This is a genomic window from bacterium (assembly GCA_035380285.1).
In the GTDB taxonomy this organism is placed as follows: Bacteria; Auribacterota; Erginobacteria; order Erginobacterales; family DAOSXE01; genus DAOSXE01.
Map to the genome: position 1 here is coordinate 1 of DAOSXE010000011.1, position 21,955 is coordinate 21,955.

The 21,955-nt window shown below is 67.5% G+C and carries 20 protein-coding genes; 4 read left to right on the top strand and 16 right to left on the bottom strand.

Annotated features, from left to right (window positions below):
- Positions 1 to 629 precede the first annotated feature (629 nt).
- From PLZ73_05505 to PLZ73_05525, 5 genes are all read right to left on the bottom strand, one after another.
- Positions 630 to 2,372: an ABC-ATPase domain-containing protein gene (locus PLZ73_05505; protein HOO77328.1), complete on the bottom strand. Its 1,743-nt coding sequence runs from the start codon at positions 2,370 to 2,372 to the stop codon at positions 630 to 632.
- A 70-nt stretch (positions 2,373 to 2,442) separates the two neighbouring features.
- Positions 2,443 to 3,654, bottom strand: coding sequence for an efflux RND transporter periplasmic adaptor subunit (locus PLZ73_05510; GenBank protein ID HOO77329.1), 1,212 nt, complete (start codon positions 3,652 to 3,654; stop codon positions 2,443 to 2,445).
- A gap of 47 nt (positions 3,655 to 3,701) precedes the next feature.
- Positions 3,702 to 6,083: an FtsX-like permease family protein gene (locus PLZ73_05515; protein ID HOO77330.1), complete on the bottom strand. Its 2,382-nt coding sequence runs from the start codon at positions 6,081 to 6,083 to the stop codon at positions 3,702 to 3,704.
- Positions 6,084 to 6,108: 25 nt separating this feature from the next.
- Positions 6,109 to 6,864 carry an ABC transporter ATP-binding protein gene (locus PLZ73_05520; protein ID HOO77331.1) on the bottom strand — a complete coding sequence of 252 codons (756 nt, stop codon included), beginning with the start codon at positions 6,862 to 6,864 and terminating at the stop codon, positions 6,109 to 6,111.
- Between the two features lie 36 nt (positions 6,865 to 6,900).
- Positions 6,901 to 7,179 (bottom strand): zinc ribbon domain-containing protein, encoded by a 279-nt coding sequence (locus PLZ73_05525; protein ID HOO77332.1) that lies wholly within the window; start codon positions 7,177 to 7,179, stop codon positions 6,901 to 6,903.
- Positions 7,180 to 7,309: 130 nt separating this feature from the next.
- Between PLZ73_05525 and PLZ73_05530 the strand changes: the two genes are divergently transcribed.
- The 4 genes from PLZ73_05530 to PLZ73_05545 are packed head-to-tail and all read left to right on the top strand — an operon-like array spanning position 7,310 to position 10,819.
- A complete protein-coding gene (locus PLZ73_05530) occupies positions 7,310 to 8,197 on the top strand; it encodes a polyprenyl synthetase family protein (GenBank protein HOO77333.1) in 888 nt (295 codons plus the stop codon).
- Between the two features lie 17 nt (positions 8,198 to 8,214).
- Positions 8,215 to 9,015, top strand: a complete 801-nt coding sequence (locus PLZ73_05535) for a lysophospholipid acyltransferase family protein (GenBank protein HOO77334.1) — start codon at positions 8,215 to 8,217, stop codon at positions 9,013 to 9,015.
- Positions 9,012 to 9,875, top strand: a complete 864-nt coding sequence (gene purU, locus PLZ73_05540) for a formyltetrahydrofolate deformylase (GenBank protein HOO77335.1) — start codon at positions 9,012 to 9,014, stop codon at positions 9,873 to 9,875. The genes PLZ73_05535 and purU overlap by 4 nt, the downstream gene beginning before the upstream one ends.
- 50 nt (positions 9,876 to 9,925) lie before the next feature.
- Positions 9,926 to 10,819, top strand: a complete 894-nt coding sequence (locus tag PLZ73_05545; protein HOO77336.1) for a S1/P1 nuclease — start codon at positions 9,926 to 9,928, stop codon at positions 10,817 to 10,819.
- Between the two features lie 353 nt (positions 10,820 to 11,172).
- On the opposite strand, the gene PLZ73_05550 is transcribed toward PLZ73_05545, so the two are convergent.
- The 11 genes from PLZ73_05550 to PLZ73_05600 all read right to left on the bottom strand — a co-directional run bounded on the left by PLZ73_05550 (position 11,173) and on the right by PLZ73_05600 (position 21,919).
- Complete coding sequence (locus tag PLZ73_05550) at positions 11,173 to 11,418, bottom strand: hypothetical protein (GenBank protein ID HOO77337.1); 246 nt, start codon at positions 11,416 to 11,418, stop codon at positions 11,173 to 11,175.
- A gap of 713 nt (positions 11,419 to 12,131) precedes the next feature.
- Positions 12,132 to 12,518: a DUF1622 domain-containing protein gene (locus PLZ73_05555; protein ID HOO77338.1), complete on the bottom strand. Its 387-nt coding sequence runs from the start codon at positions 12,516 to 12,518 to the stop codon at positions 12,132 to 12,134.
- A 16-nt stretch (positions 12,519 to 12,534) separates the two neighbouring features.
- Positions 12,535 to 14,127, bottom strand: a complete 1,593-nt coding sequence (locus tag PLZ73_05560; GenBank protein ID HOO77339.1) for a mechanosensitive ion channel — start codon at positions 14,125 to 14,127, stop codon at positions 12,535 to 12,537.
- Positions 14,111 to 14,980 (bottom strand): MBL fold metallo-hydrolase, encoded by an 870-nt coding sequence (locus tag PLZ73_05565; GenBank protein HOO77340.1) that lies wholly within the window; start codon positions 14,978 to 14,980, stop codon positions 14,111 to 14,113. The genes PLZ73_05560 and PLZ73_05565 overlap by 17 nt, the downstream gene beginning before the upstream one ends.
- A gap of 11 nt (positions 14,981 to 14,991) precedes the next feature.
- A complete protein-coding gene (locus PLZ73_05570) occupies positions 14,992 to 17,115 on the bottom strand; it encodes an adenylate/guanylate cyclase domain-containing protein (protein ID HOO77341.1) in 2,124 nt (707 codons plus the stop codon).
- 20 nt (positions 17,116 to 17,135) lie between these two features.
- On the bottom strand, positions 17,136 to 18,053 hold the full coding sequence (locus tag PLZ73_05575; protein HOO77342.1) for a M48 family metallopeptidase: 918 nt from the start codon (positions 18,051 to 18,053) through the stop codon (positions 17,136 to 17,138).
- Positions 18,050 to 18,535, bottom strand: a complete 486-nt coding sequence (locus PLZ73_05580) for an SH3 domain-containing protein (GenBank protein ID HOO77343.1) — start codon at positions 18,533 to 18,535, stop codon at positions 18,050 to 18,052. Before PLZ73_05580 ends, PLZ73_05575 begins: the two co-directional genes overlap by 4 nt.
- A complete protein-coding gene (locus tag PLZ73_05585; GenBank protein ID HOO77344.1) occupies positions 18,532 to 19,479 on the bottom strand; it encodes a hypothetical protein in 948 nt (315 codons plus the stop codon). The genes PLZ73_05580 and PLZ73_05585 overlap by 4 nt, the downstream gene beginning before the upstream one ends.
- Positions 19,476 to 20,408 carry an MlaD family protein gene (locus tag PLZ73_05590; GenBank protein ID HOO77345.1) on the bottom strand — a complete coding sequence of 311 codons (933 nt, stop codon included), beginning with the start codon at positions 20,406 to 20,408 and terminating at the stop codon, positions 19,476 to 19,478. The genes PLZ73_05585 and PLZ73_05590 overlap by 4 nt, the downstream gene beginning before the upstream one ends.
- A 16-nt stretch (positions 20,409 to 20,424) precedes the next feature.
- The gene (locus tag PLZ73_05595; protein HOO77346.1) at positions 20,425 to 21,138 is read right to left on the bottom strand and encodes a hypothetical protein; all 714 of its coding nucleotides are present in this window, start codon (positions 21,136 to 21,138) and stop codon (positions 20,425 to 20,427) included.
- A complete protein-coding gene (locus PLZ73_05600) occupies positions 21,131 to 21,919 on the bottom strand; it encodes an ABC transporter permease (GenBank protein ID HOO77347.1) in 789 nt (262 codons plus the stop codon). The genes PLZ73_05595 and PLZ73_05600 overlap by 8 nt, the downstream gene beginning before the upstream one ends.
- Positions 21,920 to 21,955 lie beyond the last annotated feature (36 nt).

The following is a 21,955-nucleotide window of genomic DNA, read 5'->3' on the forward strand; positions in this document are numbered from 1 at the left end:
GAAGTGTCACCTATGTCCTGAGACTAATCTGTTACCTATGTCCTGAACCCGTACCCTATGCTCCCCCCCAGGGGCCGAGGCGGGGGCGCCTCCTTCCTGAACCCCGAACCCTGAACCCTAAGGGGTCCGTGGCGGAGGGGTTTTTCTCTATGCCCTATGCCCTATGCTCCATGCTCTCTGCTCCCCCCAGGGGCCTAGGCGGGGATGTTTCTTACTGAATTCTGAATACTGTATTCTGAATTCTTCCCCAATCAGAGTAATCAGGTGCAAAAATCCCCAGGGGCCGAGGGAGGATTAGCCACAAGAGGCACAAGCGAGCACAAGTGGGAAAAGGGGCGCCCTGAAGATGCCCAGCGGCGGCTAGTGGAAGCACCCTACCGTTTCCCAATCTGTGAAACCTGCCTGCGGCAGGCAGGTCTGTGGACCCTTCCCTAATCTGCGTAATCTTAGTTTCTGAATTCTTCCCCTGAACCCCGAACCCTGAACCCTAGGGGGGCCTGCGGCGGCCTCTATGCCCTATGCTCTCTGCTCTATACTCCCCCCAGAGGCCGAGACGGGGGCGCCTCCTTCCTGAACCCTGAACCCTGAACCCCGAACCCTGAACCCTAGGGGGGGCCGGCGGCGGCCTCTTACTCTCTGCTCTCTGCCCCCTCCCCTACATCCTGGCGGCAGACCAGGGTGCGCAGGCGGTTGATGGCGGCGGCGATCTCGAAGCGGCGGGGACGGGCCAGGTCCCCCCGCAGGTAGGGGGAGACGGCGTCCAGCCCCTCCCGGTCCAGGTCGGCCTCGACCAGGTCCAGGATCTCGGCCAGGGTGCGGCGCCCGTCGATGTAGCGCTTCTGGGCGTAGTAGACGATGTCGGCGATGGCCCGGGTCTGGCTGACGTCGACCAGCTGCTCCACCTGGAAGAGGTCGATGAAGTGGGTGCCGTAGGCGATCTGGCCCCGGCTCTTGGCGCCGACCTTGGCCTCGTGCTTCCCCCGGCGGGGGTCGAAGCCGCGCTGGAGGGGGATACGGGAACGGATGGAACCGAAGCGCTCCCCCCCTTCCCGGGCCCGGCGGGTGGCGAAGTCCGCGGCGATGCGCTTGGCCTCGGCGGTCCGGTCCCGGGGCCGGTACTCGTCCATCATGATCACGGTGTCGGCCACGTCGAAGTAGTCGCCGCTCCCCCCCATGACCAGCACGGTCGAGACCCCGCGCTCCAGGTAGAGCTGGCGGACCCGGTCGAGGAAGGGGGTGATCGGCTCCTTCTCCGAGGCCACCAGGGCCTGCATGCGCTCGTCCCGGATCATGAAGTTGGTGGCCGAGGTATCCTCGTCGACCAGAAGCACCTGCGCCCCCGCTTCCAGGGCCTCGACGATGTTGGCCGCCTGGGAGGTGGAGCCGCTGGCGTCCTGGGTGGAAAAGTCCCGGGTATCGAGCTTGAGCGGAAGGTTTTTGATGAAGGGGCTGATGTCGACGCCGGCGACCGCGCGGCCGTCCTCGGCCCGGATCTTGACCGCGGAGGCGGCGGTGACGACCAGCTCGCGTCCGTCGCCGGGGATGTGGTTGTACACCCCTTTTTCCAGGGCGGTGAGGAGCGTGGATTTTCCGTGATACCCGCCGCCCACGATCAGGGTGACCCCTTCCGGGATCCCCATTCCCCTGACCTCGCCCCGGTTGGGGCAGTCGAAAGCGACCTCCAGCTCGGGCGGGGCCTGGAAGAGGACCGCCTTGGCCGCGGCCAGGGGGCGGTCGTCGATCCCGCTGGCGCGGGGGAGCAGGGCGCCGTTGCCGACGAACGCGGCCAGTTTCCGGTCGCCCAGCCGGCTCCGGACGAAATCCGCGTCCTCGGCCTGTTCCACGAAGCGCCGGAGCGCTTCGGGGTCGAGGTTGCGGTAGCGGAGGACGGCGTCGATCAGGCCGGGGATCTGGTTCATGAAGATCTCCTCCGCTTCCCGGCCGAGAATGGTCCTCCCCCGCGCCGGCAGCCCCACCACGAAGCGGGCTTCCACGAAGTCGGGCCCGATCACCATCGCCGTCCGGGAAAGCACTTCCTGAGACGGCCGGTCGATGGCCAGCTTGCCGCTGTGACCGGTGCCGCTTCGCCCCTCCGAGGCCTTCGGGGCCCGGCGGTGGAAGTAGCGCACCAGGCAGTCCTCCAGGGCGGTTTTACGGACCGGGGTGGAGTGGAGTTCGGGGGGGAACCCGGCTTCGGCGGCGGCGAGCCGGGCCGCGACCTGGCTGGGGGGGGCGAAGGGGTCGGGCTGAACGTAATCGACGGTGAGGCGAAAGGACCCGAAGTCGTAGACCCCCTTGAGATCCTTGTAGAAGCCGTAGGGCTTGCGGTCGATCCGCCGGAGGTCCCGGCGGAGATCTTCGGCGGTCTTCACGATACCCTCCTCGGCGGCCGGGACGCGGACCTTTCTTTTCCCGCCCCGACGGTCACAGCCGGGAAGCGCTTCACCGTTCATCTCCCTTGCGGCGGGGAGCGACCCGGGCGCCGTCGGTCAGGGAGGAGTCGGGGGCGAGAACCACCACATCGCCTTCCTTGAGCCCCTTCAGCACCGCCACTTCATCCGCGTTGCCGATGCCGGTGACCACCGAGGTCAGCCGGACCCGGCCGTCTTCGACCCGGTAGACCTCGCGCTCGGAGCCGGCGCCGCCGAAGAGGGCGGTGCCGGGAACCAGCAGGACCCCGGCGGCGGAGGCGGTGTAGATGCGGACCCGGACCCGGTACCCGTTCCCCAGCCGCCGCCCGTCTTTCTCCAGGCGCCGCAGCTCCCCCGGGGCGAAGGCGACGACGACGTCGACCCGCTGCTGCTCCACTCCCAGCGAGGAGAGCTTGGTGAAACCGCTGGGCTTGACCCGGAGAACGGTTCCCCGCAGCGAACTCTCCCCCACCGTCTCCCCGAAGATCTCGACTTCGTCGCCGGCTTCGATCCGGGCGGCGTCCTCGGTCAGGACCTCTACCGTGACCTGGAGCCGGGAGAGGTCGCCTATCTCCAGCAGCGGCTCCCCCGGCTGCAGCACGGTCTCGTCCCGGACGTAGCGCTTGAGGACCACTCCGTCGATCGGCGACTCCAGAACGGTGCGCTTCAGGCTCCGGTTCACGTAGATGGGGAGCAGCCGGCTGACCGAGTCGAGCGCCTTCCAGGCGAAGGAATCGGCGGTGGTCGCTTCCGTGTCCATGGCCGCCTGGAGGTAGGCGGACCGCGCCTCCCGTTCCATTTTCTGGCTGACGACCTGGCTCTTGTAGACGCGGTCGATGGCCTCCCAGAGCCATTTCAGGTAATCGGTCCGGGTCCGGCTGGCGCGGACCTGGGCCTCGGAAGCCGCGACCACGTTGGCCATCGCCTGCACGACCGCGTCCGCCTCCTTGAGGGCGTCGAGGAGGTCGGCATTGTCGAGCCGGGCCACCACCTGGCCCCGGGTCACGGCGTCCCCCTCCTCCAGGGTGATGGGAAGGACGCGGCCCGGCTGGGGCATGGTCAGCTTGCAGATGTCGGGGAGGGAGGTGCGGGCCCTCTCCTCGACGTAGCTGCGCGCGGTGCCGCGTTCGATCGCGGCGGTCAGGACCGGCGCGCCCTTCCCCCTTCCCAGGACCACGGCGAGAACGATCAGCACCGCGACGGCGGCGCCCAGCTTGATTTTCAGGCCGCCTTTCTTTTTCATGACGCTTCCTCCTCTTTTTGACGCTCGATCCGGGCGTTCGCCCGGGTTCACTCCTTGATGCTCAACGCCTCCACCCAATCCATCGACCTGATGCTGCGCATGACCACCCACTGCGAGATAAACACGAAGAGCGCGGCCAGGACCACGGTGTAGACTACCGAGATCGGCGAGATCACCGCCGGGAAGGCGTAGAAGTCGTTGCGGAAGGACGTCATCATCGCCCCGATGCCCAGGTAGGCCAGGGGGATGCCCGCCAGCGTCCCCGCCATGTTCGTGGCCAGGCTTTCGCGGAAAAAAAGCGCCCCCACCTGCCGGGGGGTGTAGCCGAGCACCCGCAGGGTGGCCACTTCCCTGCGCCGTTCCTCCAGGGAAATGAACGAACCGTTGAGGATGGAGCCGAAGAAGATGACCGCGGCGAAGACGATCATCACCGCCGCCATCGTCATCATCCCCTGGCTGAACTGCCGGGAGAGGACCAGTTTCTCGGCCCGGGTGTCCCCCACTCCCTCGATTTCCGGCATCGCCGACACCTCCCGGAGAAACTCCCGGCGCTCCGGCTCGGAACCGTCGGTCTTGATCTCGATCGTGTCCATGGCGCCGGTTTCGCCCATGATCCGGTTGAGGTAGGAATAATCGGCGTAGACGGTCAGGCCCAGCATGCTCCTGATGATCCCGGCCACCGGCAGGGAGACGGTCCCGGATGCGCCCCGGACGGGAACGACCGCGAGCCGTTCCCCCGCGTTCACCTCCAACTGCTCGGCCAGGCGCTCGGGAACCAGCAGCCCCGAGGGGGGGACGAGCACCCGGCGCCCGTCCGCGGCGCAGGGCACGGTCAGGCTCCCCCCGGGGAGGATGCCGGCGATCGTCCCTTTTTTGGAGTGGTTGCGGTTGAAGAAGGTGCAGTCGAGGTTGAAGACCGGCTCCGCCGCCGCCACCCCGGGCAGGGCGGCCGCTTCCAGGAGCGCGCCCCCTCCCCGGTAGTCCCGCAGGCCCAGGTGGAAATCGGCGCGCATGACCTTGTCGAACTGGAAATCGATCAAAAAGTCGAGGGAATCAACGAACCCCAGGGCCAGCAGGAGGATGAACGCCCCCAGGGCGCCGGCCACCACCGCTCCCGCCGTCCGCAGACGGTTGCGGAAAAGGTTGCGGACCGTCACCCGCTGCAGCGCGGTCAGCCGGTTCCAGAACGAGGGGATTTTTTCCAGGGCGATCGCTCCCCCCACCGCGGGCGGGGGCGGGTGCATGGCCTCGGCCGGCTCCAACCGGGCCACGCTGCGGATCCCCCGCGCGGCGCCCAGCACCGCGAACAGGAGGGCGATCCCCCAGGACAGCCCCCAGAGCCCGGGATAGACGTCGTCGATCAGGATGGGGAACGTGAAGAAGTTGCGGTAGTACCCGGTCAGCGAACTGCCCAGGGCGTGTCCGATCAGGCAGCCGGCGACTCCCCCGGCCAGCCCCACCACCACGCTGAAAAGCAGGTAGTGGCCCAGCAGCGTCCGGTTCCCGTAGCCCAGGGCCTTGAGCGTCCCCACCACCGTCCGCTGTTGCTGGGCCATCCGGGAGAGGAGGACGTTGAGGACGAGGGCGGCCACCCCCAGGAAGAGGAGGGGAAGGATGGTGGCGAGGCTCTGGAGCCCCTGCATCTCCGAGGAGAGCATCATGTTCGAAAACTGGTTGCGGCGCGTCACCGAGGAAAACACCCCGTACGGTTCCAGGCGCGCGGTCAGTTCCTTCAGGGCCAGGCGCCTCTCCCCGGGACCCGAACCGGGCCGGAAAATGCCGACGACGCCGTTGCAGGCACCGGCGAAGTCGAGAGTATCCTCGGCGTACGAGCGCTTCACGAAAAACACCCCGTAGGCGCCGGGTGTGTCCATGAGGGTGCCCGGGGCGGTCAGGTAGATGAATTCGGGACTGATGGCGGTGCCGACCACGCGCAGGGACCGCTGCCGTCCGGCCACGATCAGGTCCAGCGTGTCCCCGGGTCCGAGACCCCGGGCGTCCGCGAACTTCTCGGAGACGATGACCTGGTTGCTGACCCCGGGAGTGAAGTAGCTTCCCGACCTGACCACGATATCGTCGATGGCCGCGCCGGCTTCCTCGGGCATCGACATCAGCAACCCCCCGACGGGTCGGTCCGCGCCGGGGATGACGACCCGGACCGCCGCCGTCACCCGGGTGCGGACCCGGGCGACGTCATCGAGCGAGGCCAGGCGGGCGACCTCGGGCACCGGCGCCTTTTTGACCTCGATCCAGAAATCCGCCATCCGGCAGGCGTCGTAGTAGGCCGCCCGGGACTTTTCCAGGTTGGCGTAGGCGGTGAGCATGGAGACGAAGGAAGCGATCCCGGCGGCGAGGATGGCCACCACCGCGCTTAGCAGCCGCCAGCTCGAAGCCAGGTCGCGGAGCAGTTTGCGGTCGAGAATCCTCACCCTCTTCCCCGGCCTGCCGCCCGTCTCACCATTGCAGCCGGTCGGCCTCTTTCGGACTGTCCCGACGGTCGACCTTGACGATCTTCCCGTCCTGGAGATGGAAGACGCAGTGGGCCAGTTCGGCGATGGCGGGCGCGTGGGTGATCATGACGGTGGTGGTGGAGAATTTCCGGTTGAGGTCCTGGATCAGGGAGAGGACCTTGACCCCGGTTTCCCGGTCGAGGGCGCCGGTGGGCTCGTCGCAGAGCAGCAGCCGGGGCTGTTTGGCCAGCGCTCGGGCGATGGAGACCCGCTGCTGCTGCCCGCCCGAAAGCTGCGCGGGGAAATGCCCGGCGCGGTCCCGGAGGTCGACCAGGTCCAGGGCTTTCAGGGAGGGGATCGGGTCCCGGACCAAGTCGGCGACGACGTCGACGTTCTCGGCGGCGGTCAGCGTGGGGATGAGGTTGTAGAACTGGAAGACGAACCCGACGTTTTCGCGCCGATACAGGGTCAGGGCCGCCTCGGAGTAGCCGGTGATCTCTTCCTTGTCGAACCAGATCCGGCCGGCGGTGGGGCGGTCGACGCCTCCGATCATGTTCAACAGCGTACTTTTGCCCGAACCGGAAGCCCCCAGAACCACGCTGATCCGCCCCCGGGGGATCTCGGCGTCGACCCCGCGGAGGACCGGGACCTCGACTTCCCCCATCAGGTAGGTCTTGGTCACTCCCTCCAGGCGCAGGGCGCACCCGGAATCCGCGGGCGGAGGAGGAGGCGTCGTTTCCGGTTGGACCTGCTCTGGCATCGTTCCCGCGGACAAACGCCGCCTCGGCTCCTCGGGTTAATCCCCGGATTCTTTCTTAGCGCTCTTTTTGGAAGCGTCCGGGGCCGGAACGCTCGCCGGCGCGGCGTCCTTTTTCTTGGCCTCGCCGTAGCCGGGTTTGCGGTAGTCGGTGGCGTAGAAGCCCGACCCCTTGAAGATGATTCCCGCGCCGGTGCCGAGCAGACGTTCCAGCTTCCCGCCGCAGATCGGGCACTTCCTCAGCTTGCGGGCCGTCATCGGCTGAAAAACCTCGAACGTGTGCCCGCAGTCGCGGCATCGGTAATCATAGGTGGGCATCGGTCGCTCCTTGCCTTCGATCCGTCCTGGAGACTTATGTCTTGATACCCGATCGGCGCGAAGAAGGCAAGCTCTATCCCCGGGTCCTTTCCTCTGGCGGGCGGCGGCGGCGGCGGCTATTATTGCAGCCATGGACTCCGCGGCCCTGAAAACCTACCTCGCCGAGCGGGCGGCCCGGATCGACCGGGCCCTGGTCGAAGCCATGCCCGCCCCTACGACCTTCCCCGAGCGCCTGCATCGGGCCATGCTCTACAGCCTGACCGCACCGGGCAAGCGCATCCGTCCCATCCTCTGCCTGGCGGCGGCCGCCGCCTCGGGGGGCCGGGAAGAGGACGCCGTCGCCCCCGCCTGCGCGGTGGAGATGATCCACGCCCACTCCCTCATCCACGACGATCTCCCCTGCATGGACGACGACGACCTCCGCCGGGGCCTTCCCACCTGTCATGTCCGGTTCGGCGAAGTCACCGCCCTCCTGGCCGGCGACGCCCTGATCTCGGCGGCCTACGCCGTCCTGGCTCGGGCTCCCCTGGCCGACGAGACGGTCCGGCGCCTGGTCGCCGCCCTGGCCGCGGCCGCGGGCAGCGAGGGGATCTGCGGGGGGCAGGAAGCGGACATGGCGGCCGAGGGAACGGAAGCCGGCCTGGAAGCCGTGGAGACGATCCACCGCTACAAGACCGGGAGCCTCCTCCGGGCGGCGGTGGTGATGGGCGGAATCGCCGGCGGTGCGGCCCCTTCCCGGCTCCGGGCCCTGGGCGACTACGGCTCGCGCTTCGGCCTGGCCTTCCAGATCCGCGACGACCTCCTGGACGTGACCGGAAACCGCGAACAACTGGGTAAGACCCCGGGCAAGGACGCCTCCAAGTCCAAGCCCACCTACGCCTCCCTTCTGGGAGCCGAGGGCTGCCGGAACGAACTCGACCGGCTGGTCGGCGAATGCGCCCGGGTCCTGGAAGAGTTCGGCACCGAGGCCGACCCGCTGCGGGCCCTGGCCCGGCTGCTGGACGCCCGGGAACCATGAGCCGGGAGGAAGAGCTCATGGAGAAGGGGCTCGACGACGTCTACCGGATCCCGGAGCGCCCCCCATCGCGGTTCGGACGGAAGTTCCCCACCGTTTACTTCCTCGAACGCCTGGCGGAGGCGATCGCGGCCACCGCCCGGCTGACCCGCAAGCCCGGTCTGACCGACCGGGAGTTCGTCCTTTCCTGCCGGCGCCCGATGGAAGCGATGCTCGCCGTGGGCGCCCGTCTCGAGATCGACGGCTTGGAAAACTTCACCGGCCTGCCCGGCCCCTGCGTCTTCATCGGGAACCACATGAGCACCCTGGAGACCGTCACCCTCCCCTGGCTGATCTGGCCCTGGCGGAGGGTGAGCTTCGTGGTCAAGCGGGAACTCATGGGCTACCCGGGGATGGGCCGGATCCTCGCCTTCATGCGCTCCATCCCGGTGGAAAGAACCAATCCGCGCCTCGACCTGAAGACGGTCATGTCCCGCGGGGAAGCCCTTCTCGCCGAGGGATGGGCGGTGGTGATCTTCCCTCAGGCCCATCGCCGGGACCGCTTCGATCCGGGAGCCTTCAACACCATCGGAGTGCGCCTGGCCGCCCGGGCCGGGGTCCCGGTGGTCCCCGTCGCCATCAAGACCGACGCGTGGGCCCCCGGGCGCGTGCTCAAGGACTGCGGGCGCGTCCGGCCCGACCGGCCGATCGTCTTCAGTTTCGGAGCCCCGATCCCCGCCGCGGGCAACGGCCGCGAGGCCCAGCGACGGGTGGTCGGCTTCATCGCCGACGTGCTGGCCCCCTACGGGCTGGCCGAACCCGAACCCGGAGAAACGCCATGAACCGCCGCCGATCCGCCGTTCTCCTCATTCACTGCCCCGACCGCCAGGGGCTGGTCGTCGCCGTCACCGGCTTCATCCAGGAGCATCGCGGCAACATCGTCCATCTGGACGAAGTCGTGGACGGGGATTCCGGAACGTTTTTCATGCGGGTGGAGTGGGAGCTGGAAGGGTTCACCATCCCCCCGGAACGGATCGCCGAAACGTTTCAAACCGCCGTGGCGGCCAAGCTGGCCATGGTCTGGAGCCTGTATTTTTCCGAGGACGTCCCCCGGATGGCGATCTTCGTCTCCCACCTTCCCCACTGCCTCTACGATCTGCTCGCCCGCAGACAAGCCGGGGAATGGCGGGTCGACATCCCCCTGATCGTCGGCAACCATCCCGACCTCGAAGACGTGGCCCGGCGCTTCGGAATCGATTTTTACTGCTTCCCCGTCGACGCCGGCAACAAATCCCGGCAGGAAGCGGCGGAGCTGGAGCTGCTCGAGCGCAACCGGATCGATTTCATCGTCCTGGCCCGCTACATGCAGATCCTCTCCGGCGGTTTCGTCGCCCGCTACCCCAACCGGATCATCAACATCCACCACTCCTTTCTCCCGGCTTTTCCCGGCGCCCGGCCTTACCATTCCGCCTACGAACGCGGGGTGAAGATCATCGGGGCGACCAGCCACTACGTTTCCGCGCAGCTGGACGAGGGCCCGATCATCGCCCAGGACGTGATCCATCTTTCCCACAAGGACCAGGTCGCCGACCTGATCCGCAAAGGCCGGGACCTGGAGAAAACGGTTCTGGCCCGGGCGGTCTGGCATCACCTGCAGCGCCGGATCCTGGTCTTCGGGAACCGGACGGTGGTATTCGACTGAACCGAGGTCTTTGCTCTTTCCTTCCCGGGATCTTTGTCCGATAGTATGCCATGCGCGCGCTCAGGAAAATTCCGGGGGTCCCTCTCCTGCTCCTGGGCGTCTTCTCCTTCCTCCTGCCTTCCTCCGCCCTCTCCTGGGGATCGTGGGAGCACCAGGTCTGCGGGGAGGTGGCCGAACTGGCCCTGCTCCCGGCGGCGCGCCGCCAGATCGATCTCCTCCTCGGCCCCGGCGTACGCCTCAGCCAGGTGGCCAACTGGGCGGACGAGATCAAACGCGCCCGCCGCGAAACCGGTCCCTGGCATTACGTCAACTACCCGCTTCGGGATAGCGAGCCCGGCTTCAGCGTGTACGAGGCCGACGAGGGCAACGTCGTCACCGCCCTCGAGGAGCAGCTGCGCCGCGCCGGCGACTGGACCCTTGAAACCGAAAAGCGGGCCGAAGCACTCAAGTTCGTGGTCCATTTCGTGGGCGATATTCATCAGCCCATGCACTGCGCCGCCGGTGAAGACCGGGGAGGCAATACCGTGGTCGTCTTCTTCGACGGGTCCCGGACCAACTACCATTCGGTCTGGGACAGCCGTTTCAGCGGGTTCCGGGACCGGTCCCCCGAGCTTTTCGCTCTCCGCCTGTGGGAGCTGAGCACCCCGGGCTTCCGGGAGCGCGCCGCCGCGGGTTCCCCCTACGACTGGATGGTCGAGTCCCACGTTCTCGCCCGGGACTTCGCCTACCCTCTGCTGGAAAAAGCCCGCTCCTGCCAGCGCACCCGCCGCCCGGAACTTTCCGGCGTCTGGGCCCGGGCGGCCCGGCCGCTGATCATGCGCCGGCTCTTCGTCGCCGGGGTCAGGCTGGCCGCCGCTCTCAACCGCACCCTGGTTCCGCCCCCCCCCACCCCGGCGCCCCCGCCTCCGTCCCTGGAGAACTCCGCGCCTGATTACGCTGACTAACTCTGATTAGGGGGGTGAATTCAGGGTTCAGGGTTCAGGCCCTCCGCCTAGTCCCCTTAATGGGTCCACAAACCTGCCTGCCGGCAGGCAGGTTTCACAGATGAGAGAAAGAGGATTCAGAATTTTTTCTCTATGCACTATGCGCCATGCTCTATGCTCCCCCCAGAGGCCGAGGAGGGGGCGTCTCCTTCCTGAACCCTGAACCCCGAACCCTAAGGGGTCCATGGCGGAGGGGTTTTTCTCTATGCCCTATGCTCCATGCTTCTCTTCCCCTGAACCCCCTCTTTCCCCCTCTGTGACCTCTGTGGTTCAGTTCCCTTCCCCCTACCTGTGAAAGGCGTATCGAAGCCGGATCAAACTTCCTTGTAGATCCGCCAGACCGCCCAGAGAATGGAAAGAGAGGCGACGAAGAAACAGATCCTCAGAAAATCCTGGCTGACGGAAAAGGAGAAGAGGTGGGACAGGTCATAAAAGACATACACGGCGAAGGTCAGCGTCAGACCCGCCCCCCAGGTCTTTTTCTTGTGGACCAGCAGAGACAGCCCCAGCAACGCGACCAGGACCTCGAAACCGATCGACACGATCTGCACTACATTCACACCGCGCCTCCGATGTTGCGGTTTTCCGCGGGCCGCAGCCAAGGCCGTTTCCCTCGGCCGACTCGGCCCTGGAATTTTTGCACCTGATTACTCTGATTAACTCTGATTGGGGGTGATTCAGGGGTTCAGGGTTCAGGGTTCAGGGTTCAGGGGGGGCATAGAGCATAGAGCCCGGCATTCCCAGGCCGTATTCATCCCCTTAAATCCTCTGTGCCTCTTGTGCCTTTTGTGGCTAACCCTCTCCCCTTCATGATCTTCATGCCCTTCATGGCCGAACTAAGATTACGCAGATTGGGAAATAACGGAGTGCTCCCACTATCTCCACCGAGACACTTTCACCCCGCCTTTAATCCTCTCTAAAATCTCTGTGACCTGTGGTTCAGTTTCCTCCCTCTACCCCCCCGAGATTGCTTCGTCGCCCCGGCTCCTCGCAATGACCTCCGATATCCCGTTCCCCCTGCTCCCCCCAAAAACCTCTCCTTATCTGTGTAAACCTGCCTGCCGGCAGGCAGGTCTGTGGACTCCTCCTTCCTGAACCCTGAACCCCGAACCCTGAACCCTAGGGGGGGCCGGCGGTGGCCTCGTGCCCTATGCTCTCTGCTCCCCCCAGGGCTACTGAATACTGAATTCTGACTCCTGAATTCTATTCCTGCCCCTGAACCCCGAACCCTGAACCCTAGGGGGTTCGTGGCGGAGGGGTTTTTCTCTATGCCCTATGCTCCATGCTCTATGCTCTCTGCTCCCGTATCCTCCGGGCCGGAGGCGGGCTTGGCCTGCCAGGGCCAACGATGCTCGACCTCCATCTGGAGAGCCATGCTCAGGAAAGTCCGGATCAGTACGATCAGCCCCAGGGTGACGACGTTGGCCAGGGTGGGAGCGACCACCACCGTCCGGATGATGTCGCCCGCCACCAGGAACTCCAGCCCCAGGAGGATGGCCCGCCCCAGGTCCTGGCGGTACATTTTGTAGCCCTCGTCGGCGCTGCGCCGCCGGAAGAGAAAGCGCCCGGTCGCCGCCAGGGCGCCGACGACGATGATCAGAACCCCGACCGCGTCGATGCCCGTACCCGCCGCCGCCATCACGTCCCGGTAATAGTGCATGCTTCCTCCTTTTCGATCACTCCGGCGAACGGGAACGCGGAGCCCCGCTCCGGCCCAGCCCCAGGAACCGCTGCAGCCGTTTGAACACGTTTTCCCGGCGCAACGACTCCGAAACGATCTTCTCTCCGATGTCCTTGAGCCCGGCCAGGGCCTGGGCGTTCTCGGACCGGCGTTTTTCGACCAGGTCGGCCAACAGCCCCGGGATCTTCTCGTCCATCCCCAGGAGGGCGGCGAAGGCGTCGGAGCCGAAGCGCAGCACCGCCGCTTCGCCCCGGGCGGTCACGGTCGCGGTGCGGGGGAGCCCGGTGATCAGGCTCATCTCCCCCACCAGCGCCCCCGGACCGAGTTCGAAATCGAGGGGTTCCTTGCCGTCGTACTCGATCCGGCAGGCCAGGGTCCCCGAGGTTATGATCAGGCACCAATCCCCTTCCTCCCCCTGGCGGAAGAGCACCTCTCCGTCGGTGTAGCGCTGCCGACGCAGCAGGGGGGCCAGGGCGGCGGCTGCCTCCTCGCCGACCACGGGGCGCCCGGCCCCGTCGAGCAGGAGGGAGGCCAGGTCGCTGCGGGCCAGGTCCCGGGCGGTCGCCCGCAGGTCGGCGTCCTCCGGGGGCATCGTCCGCTGCCGGTAGACCACGGCCATAAAGTCGTTGAGGAGCTTGTCGCTCATGGGGAACGGAATCTCGATCCCGTTGCGTTTGAACTCGTACCAGATCATCCGGCAGACGTCCCCTTCGATGGGGACCCGGTCCTGGTAGCGGTTGCTCCAGAAACGGAGCACGTAGTTGATGCCGTAGTCCTGGTAGGCGGTGACGTAAGCCGTGGGCGCGGGGCGCTTCATCACCTCCGGAACCGCCCGGACGGCGCTGAGCAGGGCCGCGATCACTTCCCCGGGAGCGTCGGAGTAGCTGGCCCCGACGTCGATCTCGTGCCGCCGCAGGGGGGTGGGGATGGAGAGGTTGCGCACCTCGGAGGAGGAAACGACGCTGTTGGGGATGATGACGGTATGCCCTCCCACCGTACGCAGCCTGGTTTCGCGCCAGTTGGTCATGATCACCTTCCCCTCGCTCTCCCCGATCCGCACCCAGTCGCCCGGAACCACCGAGCGGGTCAGGTGCAGCGACATCCCCGCCAGGAGGTTTCCCAGCACTCCCTGGAGAGCGAAGCCGATAACCGCGGTTACCAGCGCGGTAGAGGCCAGCAGGGGCGAGATGTCGATGTCCATGATCACCCGCATGATCCAGAAAAGAACGCCGACCAGGACCACTACCCGGATGATGTTCCGCAGCAGGGCCGGGACCGGGAACTCCTTTCCCCGGATCGAGAAGGAACGCAGCAAAAGCATCTCCAGGAGGTTGACGGCCAGGAGGGTAGCCCAGAAGAGGTACCAGCCCGCCCGGTAGGAGGGGGCGGGCGGGACGATGCCGCAGCCGGGGAGGACGGCCCGGAAGAGAGGCCAGCTGACGAGGAGCACGGCCAGGGGGAAGACCACCCCGGCGCCGGCCCGGATTTTGCGGCGGACCAGAACCGTGATCGCGGCCGCGGCCAGAAAAGCCAGGCCGAACCCTCCCAGGCCGGAAAGAAGCACGACGATCTTACCGAGCAGGCTCATGGCGCCCCCCTTTCAATTCGAACTCCATCCCCGCCCGGGCGAAAGCCGCGCCCGGGAAAAGCTCCCGGGCTTCCAGCTCCCGGGCCATGAGGATCTCGTCCACGCTCTCGGGAGAGTGGTGAATGATCATGGTCCGGCGAGCGCCGATGACCTGGCCCAGGGCGCAGGCTCCATCCCAGGTGTTGTGCCCCCACCCTTTCCGGACTTCGTACTCTTCCTCGCTGTAGGCTCCGTCGATCAGGGCCAGGTCCGGGTACCCCCCCCGGGTGGCCAGGCTCCGGAACAGTTCCTTCTCTTCCGGGGAGGACTCTCCGTACTCGAAGTCGGTGGCGAAGAGAAAGCTGGAGCCGGTGGCGGGCTCTTCCACCCGGTAGGCGAACCCTCCCCCGGGGTGGTGGACCGGGACCCAGCGCACCCGCAGGCCGCCGTACTCCAGGGGAGCGTCGAGTCCCAACGGGGGAAGATCGATGAACTCGACCCGGGCCGGGGCGGCCGTGGCCGAGACCGGCCAGAACGGCTGGGCCAGGAAGCGGGAGAAGACTTCGGCGACCCCGAACCCGCCCGGACGCGGGGAAGCCACCCTGATCTCCCAGTCATCCCGCATCAGGGGCGGAAAGGCGGGGAACCCGATCAGGTGGTCGAGGTGGTAGTGGGTGAGGAGGATGAGAACCTGGTCGCGGGAGCCTTCCGCCAGGGCCGCGCCCATTTCCCTGAGCCCCGACCCGGCGTCGAGGGCCAGGGCCTCCCCCTTTCCCCCCTCCACCAGGATGGAGGTCGTCTCCCCCCCGTAGAGCATGTACTCCGCCCCGGTGACCGGACTGGTGCCCCGTACTCCGTAGATCCGCACTTTCATGGTTTTCCCCGTTACTTGTTTTCTAAATTCCAGACCCCGTCCCAGGCCCCTTTCCCGGAGGCCAGTTCGCGGCAGCGGGCGAGGTAGACCGCGGCCGCCGGATCGTTCGGCAGCCCTTCGAATATCCCCGCCGCCCCCGCCCAATCCCCGGCCCGGCAGAGTTCCAGCCCCCGGGCAAAGGCCTCCGCCCGGGGGGCGGCGGCGGCGCCGGTGTCGCCCAGGGGTTCGTAGACGCGCACGGGTTCGCGCCGCCCGACCACGCGCAGGTCTCCCAGTTCCCGACCCGGGAAGACCCCGCCGGTTTTTTCCCAGGTGAAGGCCGAGACCATGATGAAGGTCCCGAAAGCCTTGTTCGCCCCTTCCAGGCGCGAAGCCAGGTTGGCGGCGTCGCCGAGCACGGTGTAGTCGAACCGCTCCCGGGAACCCATGTTTCCCACCACCACTTCCCCGGTGTTGAGACCGATGCGCATTTTCAGAAGCGCCCCGTAACGCTCCCGCAGCGTCTCCCGGATCCCGTCGAGCCGCGCCTGACAGCGCACCGCCGCCCGCACCGCCCGAACGGCATGGTCTTCCTGCTCCAGGGGAGCGTTCCAGAAAGCGATGATCGCGTCCCCCTCGTACTTGTCCAGGGTCCCCCCCTCTTCGAGGATGATGTCGGTCATCTCCGAAAGATAGTCGTTCAGAAGCCCCGTCAGCTCCACCGGCCCGAGCTTTTCCGAAAACGTCGAAAATCCCTGGAGGTCGGAGAAAAAGATGGTCAGTTCCCTGCGCTCGCCGCCCAGGGTAAGCCGCCCCGGGTCCTCCAGGAGCTTCTCCACCACCTCGGGGCTGAGATAATGCCGGAACGCGCTCTTGATGAAGGCCTTCTGCCGGCCTTCGGTGGCGTAGCGGTAGACCATGCCCCCGAAGAGGGCGAGAACGGCCCCCGCTTCCGGGGCGACGATGGGCCAGACGTAGCCCGCCCGGTAGGCCGCGAACCCGGCGATCCAGGGAAGGGGCAGCACGACGGCGCAGACGACGACGCTCCGGGACGCTTTGCGGGACCGGGAAACGAGGAGACCGGCGATCAGCGCCAGGACGATCGATCCGGCGGCGGTCAGCGCCGGCGGAGTTTCGCGCAGGAACCCCCCCGCCAGCAGGTTGTCGAGCATGACCGCGTGGACGAGCACGCCGGGAGCGACCGGAGATACCGGCGTCGCCCTCAGGTCGAGAAGACCTCCGGCGCTGAAACCGAAGAGAACGTAGCGGTCGCGGAAAAATTCCGGATCCAGCTCCGGCGGTTCCCCTCCCTGGATCAGGGCCTCGGACCGGATCACCGCCGCCGCCGAGACGGGGCGGTAGACCTCAGTTCCTCCCGGGTAGCGCAGAACCGCCTTGCCCTCCCCGTCCAGCGGTATCCGCGCCTCCCCCAGCCGCAGGACCCCGGCGGCGTAGGCCGGGACCGTTTCCGGAACGGGGACCAGATAGGCCCCCAGCCCCAGGGAAGCGACCGGCTCCCCGCCCAGGAACGCAACCGGGGCCGCCCGGCGGAAGACGGAGTCCTGGTCGGGGAACTCGGTGACGTTGGCCAGCAGCCGGCAGGCCGCGGCGTACTCGGGGATGGGGATCGTCGCCGACCGGAACCGCGGCCGGGAACGGGCCGCGAGCGCTTCCCAGCCTTCGCCCCTCAGCGGCACCCCCGGCAGACCCTCGGGGAAAACGGAGGCGGCCGCCGTGTCCCGGGAGAGGGAGAGCGCCCCCACCACCGGAGGTTGGCCGGCGGCGACGGCTTCGACCAGGCGCAGATCGTCCCCCACGCTCCAGACCGAGGGCTCGGTGTAGAGAACGTCGAGGGCCGCCACCCGGGCTCCGGAGCGTCCCAGAAACGCCAGCACGGCCCCGTAGACCTCGCGGGGCCAGGGCCAGGCCCAGCCGTTCTCGTTCTTGCCCCAGTCCAGGCTCTTCTGGTCGAGCAGGACCAGTCGGATGCGGTCCGTGGCCGGCGACGGCGCGGCAAACAGACGCTCCCGCCAGTCCCAGGTTGCGTCTTCCCAACGCTGGAGGGGGCCGGCCGCTTCCAGGACGACGGCCAGCGCCCCCCCGGCCAGTCCGATCAGGAACCCGGCCGCGAGTTTTTTCCGTTTCCCTCCCGCCACCCGACGTCCTCTTCCCGGGGTCAAACCCCGCCCATGGAGTCTTCGAAGCGCTTCCGCCGCACCGGCGGCGGCGAAACCGGGGGAACCGCCGCCAGCTCGCTCTTGATGTCCTCGATCCGATCCTCGGGGTCCGGATGGGTTTTTCCGAAGCCGAGGTCCCCGGGCTCGACCTCTTTATCCATCTGGGCGAGCATGCTGGCCAGGGCCCGCGGATCGTAGCCGACCCGCTTCAGGATGACGATGGCGCTGGCGTCGGCCTCGCTCTCGGCGGAACGGGCATACCCGCTGTTCATCATGGTGGAGGTGATGTCGCCGATGCTTCCCTCGAAGGCGTCGGTCAGTTCCGCCAGTTCCTCTCCCCCGAAGGACCGCGCCGACTCCGCGGCCAGGATGTTGAGGGCGCTGGTCAGGCGGCCGCTCTTGATCGCCTTGAGGCCGTGCTCGTTCTGGACGTGGCCGATTTCATGGGCCAGCACCGCGGCCAGCTCGTCTTCGTTCCGGCAGAGGCCGACCATGCCCCGGGAGATGAAGATGAACCCGCCGGGGGCGGCGAAGGCGTTGATCTCGTCGGTGTCGAGGAGGAGGAAATGGTAGCCGCCGAAGGTCTCCGGCTTATCCGAAGCCGCGGCCAGGGTCTGCCCCAGTTCGTTGAGGTAACGGTTGGCATCGGAGTCGTCGTAGACGGAGTAGGTGCTGAGGACCGTCGCCCCCACCGCCCGGCCGATGTAATACTCCTGCTCGGGGGTGATGTCCTCGAAGGTCTTCGCCACCGCCTTGGAACTGCGCCGCAGGGATTCGGCCTGCTCGGGGCTCATGGTCCCGGTCGACTCCCCCACGGTGGCGCCGACGTCGCCCAGGCTTTCCAGGGCCTTGCATCCGCCCGCCAGAAGCGGGGCCGCGGCCGCCAGGACCGCCAGCAAACGCAGCGGCGCCTTCATCGAGCACCTCCCCCGATCATGGTCACGCCGCCTTCGCGGAGAAACCGCTCCATCTGCTCGGGGGTGACGACGAATTTCTCCATCCGGTCGATCCAGGTGAAGTCGATCTCCCGGTTTCGCTCCTTGAACTCGGCTTCGATGTCGGAGTTGAACCCCTTTCCGGCCAGGGCCAGCTCGTCCGCCGTGGCCCCCGTGCCCACGTTGCTCCCGCCCGCCTTGATCTCGATCTCTTCGTCGGTCAGGGCCGAGGAGTGGACCCAGCCTTTCCTCCCTCCCGGGAGGGAGACCAGGGACCAGCCCTGGCTTTCCTCGGTGACCGAAACCCGGTCCCCGTAGTTGAGCGTGGCCACGATCTTTCCCAGGAACGAGGGCCGTTCCCTGATCTGGGCTTCCCTCACCTGGATGTTGAGCAAGTCCGCCGCGGCCGAGCCCGCGGACAGAACCGCGGCGGCAAGCGCGCCGCCCACTATGAGCCCTTTCATTCCTGCACCCCCTGCTGGTTGCTGTCGTTCGTTCGAGAAAGACCCCCGGCGATCTTCACCGCCAGGGCCGCCGTCCTGAGACGGCCTTCCGCCGAACCCGCCGCTTCGGCCGCGTCCAGCGCGGCCGCGGCCGCTCTCAGGGCCTCCCGGCCCCGGCCGGCGGCGGCGAAACTGCGGGCGGCGCGGTAGTACCGCTGCGATGCCCGCCCCGGGTCCTCCGCCCGGAGCCAGGCTTCGCCGGACCGGGTCAGGGTCGCGGCCATCCCCGCGTAATCGCGCTCCAGGCGCTGCCGCTCGGCCCGCTCGTCCCAAAACCCGGCGGCCTCGGGCCACCTTCCGCCGGCGGCCGCCGCCCGCGCGGCCAGGGCGCAGTACTCGGACCGCAGCGGCGAGTCCGGGCCCGGGACTTCGATCTTTTCCCAGACCGGCCCGGGAGGGGCGCCGCTCTCCAGGAGTATGCGCACCCGCAGCAGCTTCGTCTCCTCGCGCTGCTCGGGGGTGGGCTCCCCGGCGCCCGCTTCCAGCGCGTCCAGAGCGGCGGTGGCCCGGCCCGGCTCCCCGGCCTTGAGGGCGACTGCCGCTTCGATCAGGCGCAGGGCCGGAGGCGGTCCGCCCAGGCGCTCCGACTCGATCAGCGACTCGTCGATCAGCTTCAGGGCTTCGCCCGAAGCCCCCTGCGCCGACAGGCAGAGCGCCAGGTTGGCGGCGGCATTCGTCACCGAAGCGGGGTTGTCCGTCAACCACGCCCGGTCCAGGGCCCGGCGGTAGAGCCGCTCCGCGTAATCCCGGTTCCCGGCGGCATAGGCGCGGGCGGCGCTCCGGGCCAGAAGCGCGTACTCGGAATCGAGCGGGGGGCCGGGGTCGGGGGTGGAGCCGCAGCCGACGAAAGCGGCGCCGGCCAGGACGCAGCCGACCGCCCGGAGGATCGCCCCCAGCGCCTTCATCGGCCGTCTCCCGGGGATTCTTCCAGATCCAGGGCCCCGGGCCCCAGGAGCCCGGGGTCCCGGGGGTTGGGCTCGACGTAGCTCCGGATCAGCCAATGGCGCTGCACCGCCTCCAGGAGCCGGCGGGCCTCGTCGAGGGAATCGCGCATCTGCAGGACGGTGCCCGGGGCGTCGTCGACCTCGCCGGATATGGTTTCGACCATCCCCGGCAGGGGCGCCGCCGCCTGCTTCAGCTTCCCCGTGATCTCCCGCAGGTCGGCCACCATCTCCCTCACCTGGGCGGCCATCTCCGGATCGGTCAGGACCGCGCCCGCCGGGCCTTCGCCCTCGGCCAGGGACGCGCTGATGCGCCGGAGGTTGGCGATCAACTGCATGATGTCGCCGTCGGGGCGCCCCGCCTCCTCTCCCAGTTCGGCGTAGACCTTGAGGGTGATCCGGGCCTGTTCCATGACGTCCCGGGCCTGAAGTTGGATCTCCTCGAGCGTGGACTGGAGGGTTTCGGTGATCTCCTTGTCCCGGCGGCAGGGGATGAAGGAATCCGGCGCAAGACGTTCCCCCTTCCCCCGGGTGATCTCGATGTAGGCGTCTCCGGCGACCACGAAGGCCTTGCGGATGACCGCCTGCGAATCCTTGCGGATGAAGCGGACGAAGTCCCCCCGGATCTCGATCTTCCCTTCCATGCTCCCGTCTTCCGCCACGGAGATGTCGGGGACGGTCCCCACCGTCGTCCCCAGAATTTCGACCCGGGCGCCGGGCACCAGACCGTAGGAACCGCTCTCCGGGAAAGTCACCCGGTATTTGGTGACCGGCTCGAACCACTTCTGGGCGTTGGCGGCGAAGTAGATCCCGGCCGCCAGCAGGGCCAGGACGAGGATGACGAAGACTCCTACGATCTCGTTGACGTAACGGAATTTGAACTTCTGGGCCATTGTCGTTCCCCCATCGTCAATCCTGAAGCACCAGAGCCGTCCCCTCCAGCCGGTAACTCCGGGAAGGCAGCGTCCCGGGCTCCGGGAGGGTCGCGGGCTCGTCCGTTATCCATACCGCGGCCGCCCCATCCCCGAGCATGCCGGCCACGGCGGAGTGGAACATCCCCCGGTGTTCACTATAAACCCCGGAAAAGGGGTTTTCCAACAGTATGAGACGCGGACGGCCCAGGAAGGCCCGAACCCATTCGTAGCGCCGCAGGCGTTCGGCGGCCTCCGCGGCCGGGCGAACCGGCGGCGGGGGGGGCAGATCGAACCGTGACGAAAGCTCGGCGGCGGCGGCGGCGACGGCCGCCGGGGGTTCGCCGGTATGGTGGCGCGCGGCCAGGGTGATGTTCTCGTCGATGTTGAGGTTGCTGATCCAGGACGAGGCGGCGAAAACCCGTCCCGTCTCCCCCCGCCGGCGGCTGGATTCCGAAGGGTCGGCCTCAGCCCAGTCGCGCCCTCGGAACCTCACCTCTCCCGCCGACGCGAGGACCAAGCCCTGGGCCAGGTCGGCCAGGACGAAGCGGGCGAGGTTGACCCCGCGCCCCACCGTGATCAGGGCCGCTTCGCCGGGGACAAGGCGGAGGTCGACCCCTTCCAGGGAGGTGCCGGGGCGGCCGTCGCCCCGGCAGCAGGCTCCGCGCAGTTCCAGAACCGGGACCGTCTCTTGTGCCCGCGGCTCAGGCATAGGTCAGAACCGAAATGACGGCCATGGTCAGGAAGAGGGCGGTCACCGATTTCACCACCGCCCGGGTCGCGAATATGGGGATCTCGTGCCGGCTGGTCGCGCTCATCCCCTCCAGGCAGCAGATGGTCCCGGTCAGCACCCCCGGGAAAAACGACTTGGAGATAAAATTGGTGACGTCGGCGGGCGTGATCGCCTTGAAGACGCTGCGGGCGAAGACCAGCGGCGATTCCTGCCCCCCTCCCAGGAAAAGGCCGCTGACGAAGCCGCTGACGAAGGAAAACGCCACGAAGAGGACCGAGAGGCAGAAGACGGAGACGGTCACCCCCACCACCCGGGGCCAGACCAGGTAGATCATCGGATCCAATCCCAGGGAATCGAGGAGCCTGATCTCCCCGGAAACGCTCATCGACCCCAGCTCCGTGGCGATGGCGGTCCCGCTGCGGCCGATGACGATGAAGTTGACCAGCAGGGGCCCCAGTTCCCGGATCAGAACCGCCACCAGAATCGGTCCCAGCAGGGCCGACTGGCCCACCCGGGTCAACCAGAGCTGCGCCTGCACCACCACCGAAACCCCGATCAGCAGCGCGATGAAGATGACGAACCGGGAAGCTTCCACTCCGGTGAAGAGGATCTGGCGCGCCAGGACGTCCCGGACGGTCCGTTTCCAGGTTTCGCGGCGGCGGCTTACCAGAAAAACGGTAAGCGCCGTCGCCGCCAGATCGCGCAGATAGCATACCCGGGAAATGGCGGAGACGCCCATTGCTGTCAGTATTCTTCTCATATTCGCTTTCCGCCAAGAATTCTCTGGAAATTATAC